This window comes from Vibrio sp. OPT18 (genome assembly GCF_015163615.1).
In the GTDB taxonomy this organism is placed as follows: domain Bacteria; phylum Pseudomonadota; class Gammaproteobacteria; order Enterobacterales; family Vibrionaceae; genus Vibrio; species Vibrio coralliirubri.
This window is the reverse complement of sequence record NZ_JADDYK010000073.1, coordinates 43,949-57,443: the sequence shown is the minus strand read 5'-3', so window position 1 is coordinate 57,443 and position 13,495 is coordinate 43,949. Positions and strand designations below refer to the sequence as shown.

11 protein-coding genes are annotated in these 13,495 nt (G+C 45.9%); 8 read left to right on the top strand and 3 right to left on the bottom strand.

The genetic code is table 11. The features are described 5' to 3' along the window. Positions 1-399: 399 nt before the first annotated feature. From IQQ51_RS18410 to fecE, 6 genes are all read left to right on the top strand, one after another. Complete coding sequence (locus IQQ51_RS18410) at positions 400-2,436, top strand: TonB-dependent receptor (RefSeq protein WP_193841773.1); 2,037 nt, start codon at positions 400-402, stop codon at positions 2,434-2,436. A 184-nt stretch (positions 2,437-2,620) separates the two neighbouring features. Then, positions 2,621-4,750 (top strand): TonB-dependent receptor family protein, encoded by a 2,130-nt coding sequence (locus IQQ51_RS18405; protein ID WP_193841772.1) that lies wholly within the window; start codon positions 2,621-2,623, stop codon positions 4,748-4,750. Positions 4,751-4,837: 87 nt separating this feature from the next. After that, positions 4,838-5,815, top strand: a complete 978-nt coding sequence (locus tag IQQ51_RS18400) for a Fe(3+) dicitrate ABC transporter substrate-binding protein (protein WP_193841771.1) — start codon at positions 4,838-4,840, stop codon at positions 5,813-5,815. Then, positions 5,812-6,846, top strand: coding sequence for a FecCD family ABC transporter permease (locus IQQ51_RS18395; RefSeq protein ID WP_193841770.1), 1,035 nt, complete (start codon positions 5,812-5,814; stop codon positions 6,844-6,846). Before IQQ51_RS18400 ends, IQQ51_RS18395 begins: the two co-directional genes overlap by 4 nt. Further along, on the top strand, positions 6,846-7,817 hold the full coding sequence (locus IQQ51_RS18390) for an iron chelate uptake ABC transporter family permease subunit (protein WP_193841769.1): 972 nt from the start codon (positions 6,846-6,848) through the stop codon (positions 7,815-7,817). Before IQQ51_RS18395 ends, IQQ51_RS18390 begins: the two co-directional genes overlap by 1 nt. A 2-nt stretch (positions 7,818-7,819) precedes the next feature. Continuing rightward, positions 7,820-8,584, top strand: coding sequence for a Fe(3+) dicitrate ABC transporter ATP-binding protein FecE (gene fecE / locus IQQ51_RS18385; protein WP_050644297.1), 765 nt, complete (start codon positions 7,820-7,822; stop codon positions 8,582-8,584). Positions 8,585-8,666: 82 nt separating this feature from the next. Here the strand turns inward: fecE and IQQ51_RS18380 are convergent, their stop codons facing one another. Then, positions 8,667-9,287 carry a heme-binding beta-barrel domain-containing protein gene (locus tag IQQ51_RS18380; protein WP_048614862.1) on the bottom strand — a complete coding sequence of 207 codons (621 nt, stop codon included), beginning with the start codon at positions 9,285-9,287 and terminating at the stop codon, positions 8,667-8,669. Positions 9,288-9,683: 396 nt separating this feature from the next. Between IQQ51_RS18380 and IQQ51_RS18375 the strand changes: the two genes are divergently transcribed. Then, on the top strand, positions 9,684-10,103 hold the full coding sequence (locus IQQ51_RS18375) for a VOC family protein (RefSeq protein WP_048614864.1): 420 nt from the start codon (positions 9,684-9,686) through the stop codon (positions 10,101-10,103). A gap of 157 nt (positions 10,104-10,260) precedes the next feature. Here the strand turns inward: IQQ51_RS18375 and IQQ51_RS18370 are convergent, their stop codons facing one another. Further along, entirely contained in the window at positions 10,261-11,160 is a 900-nt protein-coding gene (locus tag IQQ51_RS18370) for a DMT family transporter (protein WP_193841768.1), read from the bottom strand. A 267-nt stretch (positions 11,161-11,427) separates the two neighbouring features. Here IQQ51_RS18370 and IQQ51_RS18365 point away from each other — a divergent pair, with 267 nt between their 5' ends. Then, positions 11,428-12,828 (top strand): alpha-amylase family protein, encoded by a 1,401-nt coding sequence (locus IQQ51_RS18365; protein WP_193841767.1) that lies wholly within the window; start codon positions 11,428-11,430, stop codon positions 12,826-12,828. A 90-nt stretch (positions 12,829-12,918) separates the two neighbouring features. Here IQQ51_RS18365 and IQQ51_RS27345 read toward each other — a convergent pair. Continuing rightward, on the bottom strand, positions 12,919-13,495 hold a 577-nt coding region (locus tag IQQ51_RS27345; RefSeq protein ID WP_265584324.1), incomplete at its 5' end, for a LysR substrate-binding domain-containing protein.

Genomic DNA, 13,495 nt, shown 5'->3' with positions numbered 1-13,495 from the left:
CTGGATTGAAACGGTCATCTTCATTCGCCAGTTTTAAGTGGTTGAGCTTTTGGTCTGTGACTAAAACGACGTGGTGACCCATCGCTTTTGCTGTCGGCACGAAGCCATGAGTGACTGCGTCATTCACGACATGACTCACGATAATAATCGTAGATTTCATGGGCTTTTCCTAATTTTCTAACGTTGTTGTTACCTACTCACACATGACTTCCAAGCGGTCTCTTTCAAGGTTTAAGGAAAGAGTGTTTTGTTATAGCTTTGTTTTTATTGATTATTTTATCACTACGCTTGTTGCATAAGGGAAACAAATATAGATCATAAAATTTATATTGCAAACACAAATGATATTTGTTTTCATTCGCACTGTTGTGATTTTATAAACTAAAACGGAATTAGAAAATGAACATTAGATTGGCCTTGTCCCCGCTCGCTTTGGCAATTGGAGGCGCATTAACCGCAATGACCACTATGTCAAATGTAATGGCAGCAGAAGACGTCGCGGTAGACGAAACTCTGCAAGTTATTGGTCACCAGTACGAAGGTTACGCGGAGCATATGCCGCAGTCGGGTACCAAAACGGATGTTGAATGGTTGGATGTACCGCAGGCAGTATCAGTGGTCACAAAGACGGAAATGCAAGACCGCGGTGCTGTACGTTTGGTGGATGCTCTTGATGGTGTTGCCGGAGTTAACAATACCCTGGGTGAGGGGAGCCGAGACCAATTTGTGATTCGTGGTTTTGATGCTCTTAACGACATGTACCGTGACGGCATGCGTGATGACGGAACGCTTCAATCGTACCGAAGCCTAGCGAATATCGAACGTGTCGAAGTGGTAAAAGGCCCTGCGGGCGCACTTTATGGCCGAGGTTCAGCAGGCGGTATCATCAACTTGGTCACCAAGCGTGCTAACGGAGATAACTTCACTCACGTTAATGGCAGTGTTGGCAGCAACAATCTGTTTGTTGGTCAGGTTGACAGTTCGATGGCGTTTAGTGACAAAGTCAGCGGTCGTATCAACGTGGAAAGTCGACAATCGGATTCCTATGTAGACCACGTCGACTCGAATGACTTCTTTATCGCACCCACCATTCGTGTATTACCAGCGGATGGTCACACGATTGATCTCGATGTCGAATATGCTCACCAGGAGTTGGTGCCATATCGTGGTGTTCCATCAAAGAATGGTAAGCCTGTCGATGTCTCTGAAAGCACATTTTACGGTGGCACGAATGACTATCAAGAGTCAGACAGCATTCGTGTTGGCGTTAATTATGAATGGCTTTTGAATAGTGAATGGGCATGGACAAACCGCGCAGCATACAACCATATCGAGCTTGAGCAAAAGGGTACACGCCAAGGAACGGTAACTGGGAATGAAGTATCTCAGACGGTAAATAACTTCGGTTACGATCCTCGCACCACGACCACTCTTCAATCGGAGTTGGTTTGGGAGACCGATTCGAACCAAATGATGATCGGTGCCGATTACAATCAGATCAATATCGACTTAACGCTCGCAAGCGATAAAACCTTACCTTCGAAAGATATCTATAACCCAGTCGCAGGTCCAACACCTGATCCGGGCTTCAAACCTTTCCGTGATAACACGACAACGACGACAGGTGTCTACATTCAAGACGTTTACACCTTTGGTGATCTTTCAGTGATCGGCAATGTGCGTTACGACTCGATGGAGCTTGAACAGCAAAAAGCGGGCTCAGCAAAAGAGAATCTAGACGATGACAAAGTGAGCTACCGTGGTGGTTTGGTCTACCGTCTCAACAATGACATGTCAGTGTACGCGAGCTTAGCTCGTTCATGGCAACTGCCTTACTCGGGTATTTATATCAATCCTAAATTGGCGGAATTCTTCCATACCGATCTAAAAGAAGTGGGTGCAAAAGCTTACCTATTAGATAACGCTTTGATGCTGAATGCCGCAATCTTCCAAATTGATCAAGAACAGCCTGAAACCAATATAGACGGAGACGTTGTTAACAAGATCGAGGCTCGTCACCAAGGTATTGAGCTAGAAGCTCGAGGTCAGTTTACAGAGCAGTGGGACATTTCTGTGGGCTACAGCTATTTAGACGCGGAGAACAAAGAGACAGGCAAAAAGCCAAACGATGTGTCTGATCATCTGTTCTCTCTTTGGAGCACTTATCAGTTAGATGACAACTGGCGTTTAGGTGGTGGCGTGAAATACGTAGGCGACCGTTACGCGGGTAATGATGAAGCGGTAGCTCTGGGTGACTACACCACGGTTGACTTGATGGCAGCGTACACCACGGGTCGTCACAAAGTTCAAGCGAATGCTTACAACGTGCTTAATGAGAAATACATTCTGGGTGCAACCAACGGCACGTCGGGTACTAACCAGATCGGTTACGGAGCTGCAGCCGAATTCATGCTCAGCTACGGCTATCAGTTTTAAAAGCTAATTCAGTTCTAAGAGTTCGTTCATTTCTAAGAGCTAGTTCGACTCTAAGAACGATTGATTTGTTCACTACGAGTGAGTGAACAGTTGGCTTCATTTTGAGGCCGTTTAGCCCAAAGGATCAAAGCGCCGAATCGTAAACACGGCCTTTGATCCTAACTTGCCTATTTAGGAGATTTTCATGCCTTACCAGAATTTGGATGGTAAACCCTGTACTCAATCACATCAAAAGTTGCGTCTAAGTGCCCTTGCGATGGCCATAGCTTCGGTGACTTCCATGGGCGCATTTGCCGCGTCTGATCCTCAAACGACAACCATGGAAACGGTTGTCGTGACGGGCAGCTTGATCGGTAATTCAGAGCTTGAGGATGTGAAAGAGTATCCGGGAGCTCGTACTGTCCTGACTAATGAGCAAATTAAAAAGACCGCAGCACTCTCGATTGATTCGGCATTTCAAAGCGTGCCGGGCATTAAGGTTCAAGACGAAACGGGCACCGGTGTTTTGCCTAACATCTCAGTGCGTGGTTTGAAAGCGAGTCGCAGTGGCCACGCTCAATTCCTCATGGATGGTGTTCCTCTTACACTGGCACCGTATGGTCATACAGGACAATCAATTTTCCCGGCAACGCTGTCGATGCTTGATCGTATTGATATTGTGCGAGGCGGTGCGGCGGTTCAATACGGACCAAACAACGTCGGTGGTGTGATCAACTTGGTGACCAAGCCTATTCCACACGAGTGGCAAACAGAAATCAGTAACCGCTTTACTGTATTCGAGGATGGCGATACACCGCTGAATGATTTTTACCTGCGCACGGGTGGTTGGTTAACCGATACGCTGGCACTTCAAGTGGAAGGTAACTTCTTAAAAGGTGAAAGCTTCCGTGAACACTCCGACACAGATGTCAAAAACTTCCAGGCGAAACTGCAATGGTTACTGAGTGATACTCAAGAGCTACAAGCTTTCGTTCAACGTTATGATGCCGACACCCAAATGCCGGGTGCTCTGTCGCCGGATGATTACGAAAAAGATCGTACTCAGTCGAAGCGCCCATACGATGAATATCAAGGCACTTCAACGCGTTGGAGCCTGAAGTATTTGCATGATTTGAATCTTGCAGATAGCGCCGAATTAGAAATACTGACGTTTGGCCACCGCTCTGAGCGTTTCTTCCAATGGGGCTTTAACAGCGCTGGCGGTCACTGGGCGGACCCGGCATTACCATCAACCGATATTCGTACGTCACCACGTGAATTTGCTGTTTATGGTGTTGAACCTAAACTCGCGATGTACTTTGACGGAAATACCGTAACGCAAAATGTGATTGTTGGGGCACGCTACGTCAACGAAGATATCGATTACAAGCTGACTCAAACGCCAATTGCTGGTGGTGCTACAACAACCCCACGTGATTGGCACTTAGATACTGACGCTTTTGCTGGTTACATCAGTAACGAAATCGGCCTGTTCAATGATGTACTGAAAGTGACGCCGGGTATTCGCTATGAATCGATTGATATGGCATATAGTGATCTAGGCCAAGGACAGAATAGAAACAATAAGGTGACTGAGTGGTTGCCGGGCTTGACGGTGGCATACCATCTGACTGAACAATGGGTTGGGTACACAAATGCACAGAAATCTTTACGTGCACCACAAATATCTAACATTAAGGTTAATGGTAAAGAGGGCAGTGAGCTCGCATGGAACTACGAGTTAGGTGCACGTTATAACCAAGATTCAACAAGCTTTAACATCGCACTTTACCGCATTGATTTTGAAGATCAGCTGCAATGGCAAAGTGCTACCCAAACTTTCGATAACATTGGTAAAACCCTTCACCAAGGTGTTGAGCTCTCTGGTCGTTATATTCCTCAAGCGATGCAAGCTTTGAGCCTTGGCGCTGGTTATAACTACTTAGATGCAACGTTAGAGGAAGAGGGTGCAAACAAAGGTAATCAACTTCCTTATACGTCTAAACATCAATTTAGTTGGGATGCGACTTACGCCTTTAGCAAGGTAGATACGACTTTGTCTGGTTACTACTTCAGCGAGTCTTACTCTGACAATGCGAATACAAGTGCCGAAGATGCAACGGGCGCGACAGGTAAAGTGCCTGCCTACATGGTCTGGAACTTTAACCTAGGCTCGGATTTGTACAAGGATGAAAACAGTAAGCTGCGCATGAACCTTGCGGTGAATAACTTGTTTGATGAGGACTATTACTTCCGCGGCATTGATACCAGCCCCGTTGGTCGTTATCCAGCCCCAGGACGTTCTTACACTTTGGACCTGAATTATCAGTTCTAATACGTAATTTATTGAAAGTAATAACGAATAAAAGTCGCCAATACTCTTGGCGGCTTTCACGGTTCTAGCGTTTAAGGAAAATTAAATATGGAAAACAGCTCTCGCCTTTTGTTTCCGAATCAATTTCAGCTGTCGAGCGGACTGCTGTCATTTAATAGGCCGTTTTTATTCAGCAGGATAACGGTAACCTTAGTTTTGCTGGTTTTAAACTTGTTCTCATTCTCCAGTTCAGCACAAACCAGGGTCATACAAGATGAGCAAGGTCAGTTTGAAATAGCGACTACCCCGCAACGTATTGTGGTCTTGGAGTTCTCATTTGTAGATGCGTTAGCTGCGGTGGGTGTTTCTCCAGTTGGCGTTGCTGATGACAATGATGCTTCAAGAGTGATTCCGGCGGTACGTGAATTGGTTCAATCATGGGAATCGGTTGGCATGCGTTCTCAGCCTAGCCTAGAAGCCATTGCGGTATTAAAGCCTGACCTGATCATTGCAGATGCAGAACGTCATCGTACTGTCTATCAAGATCTACAACGCATCGCACCAACGCTGCTTCTGAAAAGCCGCGGCGAGACGTATCAAGAGAATTTGGAGTCTGCACTCAAGATTGGCATCGCTCTCGACAAGCAATCGTCAATGGAACAACGCATCCAACAACATCAACACGTCATGGCTGAATTCAAAAGTCATTTCTCGCTCAAACAAACCGTCCAATTCGCTGTCGTGTCGGATAAAGGTATGTGGTTACATAGCCCTGCATCTTACGCAGGAGGCGTGCTCACCACATTAGGTATTGCTAGCCCTATTGTGAAACCAACAGAGAAGGCATATTTACCAACCAGCTTTGAGTTGTTGTTGAAAACCAATCCGGATTGGTTGCTCCTTGGCGCTTACTCTCATCCAAATATTGTTGATGATTGGCAGAAAAATCCGCTATTCAATGTACTAACCTCTGCTAAAAATCAGCAAGTTGTAGAAGTGTCACCGGCACTTTGGTCATTGAATCGAGGCATGTTAGCGGCAGAACAAATGGCGAAAAATTTTGAGCAGATCTTGGACCGATCATGAGTACGATGTCGTTCTCTAAAAGTAAGCGATTCTGGCCAATACTGTCGTGGCGAGTCACGTTATTTACGGCATTCGTGTCGTGTTTGGCACTGTCTGGTTACGCGGCCTCTATGACTGGGTGGTCTAATTTCTCATTAACATTGAGTGACTTGATTCACTACTGGTTTGCGTTTGATGAAAGCAACATGACTCATCAAATATTGGCGACATTAAGAGCCCCAAGAGCTGATGCGGGGCTATTGATTGGTGCGAGTTTGGCCGTCGCTGGGTTATTGATGCAGGGATTAACGCGTAATCCACTCGCGTCTCCGTCGATTCTTGGCATTAACGCTGGCGCAGCCTGTTTTATGGCGTTAGCTGCGATAGGTATACCCGTGATCAGTGAGCTAAACCCAATCCTTAACGCGGTTCTTGGTGCATTGCTGAGCGGCGGTGCTGTGATGCTTCTAGGCGGTTTTTTCTCTGCACGTTCTCATCCGTTACGTTTGGTTCTCGCGGGTATCGCCATTACGGCGTTATTGCTCGGACTGACACGAGCGGCGCTGATTCTTGCTGACGATATGGCTTATAGCGTCTTGCATTGGCTTACTGGCTCACTGTCTAGTGTGGATGATGGGCAATGGCAACAGCTTTGGCCACCTGTAGTGATTGGTTTGGTGTTAGCAATGAGCCTTGCTCGCAACCTCAACTTGCTGGCACTTGGCGAAGAAGTTGCTGTGGGTTTGGGCAGTAACATCCGGTTTACTCGCTTCGTGAGTGGACTGACGATCGTGTTGCTTGCTGGAGCAAGTGTCGCTATTGCAGGGCCAATTGGCTTTGTTGGATTGTTAGTGCCTCATTTGGTTCGACCTATGGTTGGGCACAATTACCATTTACTGATTCCCATTTCAGCATTGGCAGGCGCAGCATTAGTGTCTTGGTCAGATGCGCTGTCGAGAGCGATTGCTTTCCCGACTGAAACCCCCGTTGGTGTTATTACTGCCTTGCTCGGGACACCTTGTTTTATTTTGATTGCGACGAGGAGATCTTAATGCATCATCAAACTAAGATAGTTTTGTTATCTGGGATTCTCATATTAGTGGCATCCGCAGGTTTGTTTGTCGGTGCAGCTTCGCTTTCTGTTTCTCAAGTCATCGAACATTTGGTCGCGTTTTCCAGTGACGATTTTGTTATCCATCAGTATCGGCTACCACGTATGTTGCTCGCGATAAGCGTGGGCGCAGGGTTAGGGCTTTCAGGGGTATTAGTGCAAGGCGTGATACGTAATCCGTTAGCATCGCCTGATCTTATGGGTATTAGCGCTGGGGCAGGACTTGCTGCGACAGCGAGTTTAGTCTGGTTTCCTAATACAACGGTCAGTGTGCTTCCTGTGGTGGCGATGTTGGGTGGGGTATTAGCTGCTGGACTGATTGCTGCATTGGCCTGGTGGTCAAGGCCAACACCCGCCAAATTGGCGCTGATTGGTATTGCGGTGAGTGCGTTTCTGGCCAGTTGTATCGACTTCTTGCTAGTCACCAACCCGATAGAGATCAACACGGCTATGGTGTGGCTTACTGGCAGCCTTTGGGGACGAAACTGGCAGCAAGTCCCGTTTATTTGGAGTGTGCTGCTCTTGTTGTTACCCATGGCATTATGGTTGGCGTGGCGATTGGATGTGATGGGGCTTGGCGAGGAAAGTGCGACCACATTGGGCACTAAGCCAAAACAGATTCAAGCTCTTGCGTTATTGGCCGCTGTATTGCTTGCCAGTGTTAGCGTTTCTGTTGCTGGAACGATCAGTTTTGTGGGTTTATTGGCACCTCACTTAGCACGCTTGTTGTTTGGGCATAATCATAAGTTGTTAATCCCAGCCTCTGCACTGGTGGGGGCAATTCTGGTTACAGGCGCTGATGAGTTGGCCAGAGGTCTACAACCCCCTATTGAATTGCCAGCAGGCGTTCTCACATCTGTGATTGGCGCGCCATATTTTATCTTTCTTCTCTATCGTTATCGAGGTTGGTAACCATGCTTAAAACGCAGAATCTTTCCGTCGCGTACGGCAAACAAACGATCATACCGAACCTGTCTGTTTCTATCCCTAAGGGAAAAATCACCGCATTGATAGGACCTAACGGGTGCGGTAAATCTACCTTGTTAAAGACGTTAGTCAGAATTAACAAGCCAGTGGCTGGAGAGGTGTTGTTTGAAGACAAACCGCTATCAAGCTATGGCGATAAAGCGCTCGCTCGTTCGTTGTCACTTCTTCCGCAAATCTTGGTCAGCCCGGAAGGGATCACGGTCAGAAAATTAGTCGAATATGGCCGTTCGCCCTATGTCTCTCATTGGGGAAGGTTAGGGCTGGACGACCAAAGGATTGTCGAGCAAGCAATGCGAGATACAGGTGTGCTTGAGTTTGCTGATAAGCCTGTTGAGTCTCTGTCTGGTGGCCAGCGTCAAAGAGCATGGATTGCGATGGTAATTGCACAAGATACGGACGTAGTGATGTTGGATGAACCGACCACATACCTTGATATGTCTCACCAAGTGGAATTAATGAACCTGATGCAACAGATGAATGCTAAAGGGAAAACGGTGGTTGTTGTGTTGCATGACCTGAATCAAGCCAGTCGTTATTGCGACCATTTAGTGGTTTTGGAAAAAGGGTGCTTAATCGCAGAGGGATCGCCTGATGAGGTGATGACCGAAACGATGCTCAGTAACGTATTTGATCTCAAAGCTAGCGTGTTTCGAGACCCTATTTCAAACACACCAATGTGTGTCGCGATTTAGGAGAATATACTGATTGTCATTTTCTAGAGATTGACTCAATCAACAACGCCTTTCACAGAGCTGCGAAAGGCGTTTTTTAGTTTTACTTCACTTTAACTAGAGTGCTTGAATCTGTATGAGCAAATGCGCTGTCGTAGATCTCTAAGCCTGTTGTTTGAGAGTACGTCAGCGTGTCGTCTGAAATACTAATGTTCATTGTGAAGCCCGTGGTGGTTGCGTTGTCCGTCATGTATTCGGATTCAGCGATACCACGCTTAGACGCGACTAACGTCATTGTATCGCCAGCAGGGCCTTCTGCGGTGACACATGTGGTGCGTGGTACACAGTAAGAGTTGTAGACGACCTGATTTTTTTGGTCGTAGATGAAGTAGCCACGTTGATCGTGGAATTTAGAGTCGTCGGCTTTTCTGAATACTTCTTGCTTGTAGTACAGAGCAACCAGATATTGATCGCTGGCATTGGTTGCATCTGCCGCAACCTCAAATGTCATCACTTCATAAAATGGTGTGACTGCGGGGCCACCTTTGCCCACTTCTGTGCCTTCTTGACCTGGAGAAATATCAACGCCGCCAGTTTCGACTGATTTCCATGTGCCGACTAACTTTGCGAGTGGACCAAAATCCATACCATTGATTGTGCTGTGGTCGGCTACTGCTGGAGCCGAGATTACTGCTGCGATACCAAGTGCTAATAATTTTTTCACTTTAACTTCCTTTTTATTAATTATCTGACCCCAATAAAAATAAGGTTATTGTGAAACCAGTTTATTAACCCAGATCAATGTTGTTGGCTAATATGAAATCGAATTGTAACTTGATGTATCAGTCAATAAGGGGATGTTAATGTGTATATATTGAGTAAAAAGGAGTGGTTGGCTCGTCTAATCTCAGTGATAAACCATGGGTTTGCTGACTCTTATGACTGAGTTCAGTCACATTGGAATAGGTCGTCTAAACTTAAAGCTTGTATCGCAGAAAATACGACAATTTGGGCTCTAAAGATGTTCTCGAAATAAATGCAAATTAGTGCTTTACCTCAACTTAACTTGAGGTATTAGGATATGCAACGTTGCTTACGAGAATACTTTAAGGAGAGAAGAATGATCCAACTTGAACATGTGAATTTAGTGGTAAAAGATATCCCAGAAATGCTGGTTTTTTATAAAGCGGCGTTTCCTCATTGGTATGTCCGTGACGAGGGAAAAGGGGAGTGGTCAGGTAAGCCACGTAACTGGCTGCATTTTGGCGACGAGTACCAATACATAGCAATAAGTGATCACGGTGAAGGTGAAAATAGAGATTTGGCAGGGCATTCTGTTGGCCTCGCGCACTTCGCTTATGTGACCAATAATATCGAAAGTGTCACTCAGCGCCTTGTTGATGCGGGCTTCCCAATTGCCAAACCCGGTGCCGAAGAGCCTTATCGAAAAAATGTCTACTTTGTGGATCCTGCAGGCTTTGAAATCGAGTTTGTTGAGTATTTGAGTGATGATCCCAAGTTACGAAATGCCACAAGTTAGTTACGTAATACGCCGCTTTATTAAAGTTGGTTAGCGGCATGAAAACACGTTAGAGAACATTTATAGAAAAGGGCATTGTGGAATACTCCGCAATGCCCTTTTTCGATCTATTTAATCGCTGATTGGCTAACTGATGTTGAATTCTTTTACTTGGTGTTTACTTAGCTTTAAACGGCACCAACAGTTGTTTGCCAAACACATTGATTAGCGCGCCAGTTACGATTAAACCACCACCTAGGTAAGTCCAAACTGATGGAATCTCGTTGAAGATCCACACACCTAATAGTGCTGAGAATACGATCTGAACGTATGAGTAAGCTGAAGTCTTGCCTGCTGCTTGGGTTTGCATCGCTTTGGTTAAACCGTATTGGCCTATTTGTGTGAAAATCCCGACTAGAACCAACATCATGGTTAGGAACAAACTAGGCCACACAAAGTCGTTCCAGATAAGGGCGGTTGAGATTGGTAGAGCAACCAGTGGGAAGTAGAAGATGATGACTGAACTGTCTTCCGTTTGGCTAAGCTTCCTCACAATCACATAAGCAATTGAGCTACCAAATGCGCCACATAACGCCACCATTATGCTAAATAGCGGTAACTCGCTGCTCGCGCCACTGTTGATGCTTGGCTGAACCATCACTAATAATCCTGCTAAGCAGAACGCAATGCAGATCATGGTCGACTTTTGGACGCGTTCTTTCAGGAACAACACACCAAGTAGAGCGGTAAAGACAGGATGCACGTATTGTAGAATGGTCGCTTCTGCTAATGGCAAAGTGGTCACAGCGTAGTAAACACACATCAAGGCTGCTGTGCCAACTGCGCCTCGAACAAACAACAAAGGTTTGTTATTTCCCCAGATCGAAATGCCTTTTCGCTTAACGTCGATATAACTGATGATCAAAGACACCAAAGCCCTTGCTGCAACAATTTCGAATACAGGTATGCCGTAGTTGCTAACGTATTTCACACAAGCTGACATCAGTGCGAATCCAAAAGCAGAAAGGATCATGAACCGAACCCCTACAGGGATCATTGAAAAAGAGAAAGAAGGCATAAAAATATCAATCGGTTGAGGGAACAGGAATGATAACTTAGTTTAGAAGAGCCGACCAAAGTCTTTGTCCTGTTCTGGTCAACTTGATTCAATTAATTCTCATTTCAGTTCGATTCGTTTTTATCTCACATAAGATCGGCCATAGCTCAATTTTATAAAATCAACATCAACAGAAGGTGACGCTAATTCAACTCTGATTTATCGGTCGTTTTAATTGTCTTTCTTAGTCATATCATTCTCGTGAATTTATAATAAGAGATATGTTCTATGAAACCAATTAATACCCTACTCATATCCACGCTCGCGCTTTGCTCTTTCAGTTCAGCTACTTATGCAGATACCATCTTGCACGCTTTCAACTGGAAGTATTCAGATGTGACAGCCAACGCCAATCAAATTGCTCAAGCCGGTTATAAAAAAGTACTGGTTGCTCCGGCAATGAAATCGAGCGGCAGCCAATGGTGGGCGCGCTACCAACCTCAAGATCTTCGAACCATTGATTCACCTCTCGGCAATAAACAAGATTTGGCCGCAATGATTGCCTCACTTAAAGCCGTGGGCGTTGATGTATACGCTGATGTGGTGCTCAACCATATGGCGAATGAAAGCTGGAAGCGAAGTGACTTGGATTACCCAGGCACCGAAGTGCTAAACGATTATGCGAGCCGTTCAAGCTACTATGCTGACCAGACTCTGTTTGGCAATCTAGCGCAAGGTTTTGTCTCCGCTAACGATTTCCATGCCGCGGGCTGTATTTCAGATTGGAACGACCCTGGTCACGTTCAGTACTGGCGTTTGTGTGGTGCCGATGGCGATGTAGGTTTGCCTGACCTCGATCCAAATAACTGGGTGGTTTCACAGCAGCGCTTATATCTGAAAGCGCTAAAAGACATGGGTATCAAGGGATTCCGTATCGATGCAGTGAAACACATGAGTCAGTACCAAATCGATCAAGTGTTTACGCCTGAGATCACCGCGAACATGCATGTGTTTGGCGAGGTGATTACCAGTGGCGGGGCTGGGAACAGTGGTTATGAGTCGTTCTTAGCACCTTATTTAAACAATACCAATCACTCTGCGTATGACTTCCCTCTGTTTGCGTCGATTCGAGCCGCGTTCTCAATGGGCGGTGGTTTGAATCAGTTGCATGATCCAAAAGCGTACGGCCAAGCTCTCGATGACAACCGTTCGATTACTTTTGCGATCACACATGACATTCCAACCAACGACGGCTTCCGTTACCAAATTATGGACCCACAAGATGAGCAGCTTGTTTACGCTTACATTCTTGGCAAAGATGGTGGGACGCCGCTGATCTACAGCGATGATCTACCGGATGCTGAAGACAAGGATAACGGTCGTTGGGCCAATGTTTGGAATAGCTCGAACATGAAGAATATGCTGAGCTTCCATAATGCGATGCAAGGTAAATCAATGACGATGATTTCGAGCGACCAATGTACTTTGTTATTTAAGCGTGGCAAAGAAGGCGTTGTTGGAATTAATAAGTGTGGAGAAACGCGTGGCGTGACGGTTGATACCTACCAACATGAGTTCAATTGGCATGTTCAATACAAAGACGTATTAAGCAGCGCGACGGAAACCATTTCTTCTCGCTACCATATGTTCAATCTACCCCCGCGCAGTGCACGTATGTTTAAGCTTTAATGCTTATTCTCTAGAGCGAACACCACTGGTAAAAAGCATAAGCCGTAGCAAGTTCTGCGGCTTATTTGTATCTAAGCTTAAGGCTTATCGTTACTGTTGCTCGCTAATAACACCAAACCAATGGTTCTGATGGGATAGTGCTTTCAGCAACTCGATCTCTTTCGTTGTCTCTTCTCTAAGCCATTCAATAAGGTCGTTGATGATAGGCGTATGACTACGCTGGTGAATGAAGTAAGTCCAAGCACTGTGTTGGATCTTTGCATTTCTAGGGCAGTACAAGAAGCCTCGTTGGAGATCTTGTTGAACTAACAACAGATCCGTAACCGTAACGCCTTCACCGGATAAACAGGCACTGAGCGCCATATCTAAGGACAAGAAACTGGTATTTCTGACGGGTTTCTTTGGTGGGAATTCAACATCGGCCAACCACACTTTCCAGTCGTGATGATCTAAGGTTGGATGCAGCCTTGGCAATGTTAAGATCGAATCAAGGTCGGTGTCTTTGGTGGTTAGGCTAGTTGAGCAAACCGGTGCCATGAACTCTTCACGCAAGAAGGTAATGTCTGGTGCTTTGTCATAGCGTTTTTTGAAGCGCGTGTGGAAGATCAGTAGATCATACTCACTACTATTAATCGATTCGTCTTCCTCAATCACAGGAACTATGACG

Bases quoted from the DNA above. Each gene is read 5' to 3' on its own strand.
- fecE (WP_050644297.1), top strand. From the start codon at position 7,820: ATGCTTAAAACGCAGAATCTTTCCGTCGCGTACGGCAAACAAACGATC.
- IQQ51_RS18365 (WP_193841767.1), top strand. From the start codon at position 11,428: ATGAAACCAATTAATACCCTACTCATATCCACGCTCGCGCTTTGCTCT.
- IQQ51_RS18370 (WP_193841768.1), bottom strand. From the start codon at position 11,160: ATGCCTTCTTTCTCTTTTTCAATGATCCCTGTAGGGGTTCGGTTCATG.
- IQQ51_RS18395 (WP_193841770.1), top strand. From the start codon at position 5,812: ATGAGTACGATGTCGTTCTCTAAAAGTAAGCGATTCTGGCCAATACTG.
- IQQ51_RS18405 (WP_193841772.1), top strand. From the start codon at position 2,621: ATGCCTTACCAGAATTTGGATGGTAAACCCTGTACTCAATCACATCAA.
- IQQ51_RS18410 (WP_193841773.1), top strand. From the start codon at position 400: ATGAACATTAGATTGGCCTTGTCCCCGCTCGCTTTGGCAATTGGAGGC.
- IQQ51_RS18400 (WP_193841771.1), top strand. From the start codon at position 4,838: ATGGAAAACAGCTCTCGCCTTTTGTTTCCGAATCAATTTCAGCTGTCG.
- IQQ51_RS18375 (WP_048614864.1), top strand. From the start codon at position 9,684: ATGATCCAACTTGAACATGTGAATTTAGTGGTAAAAGATATCCCAGAA.
- IQQ51_RS18390 (WP_193841769.1), top strand. From the start codon at position 6,846: ATGCATCATCAAACTAAGATAGTTTTGTTATCTGGGATTCTCATATTA.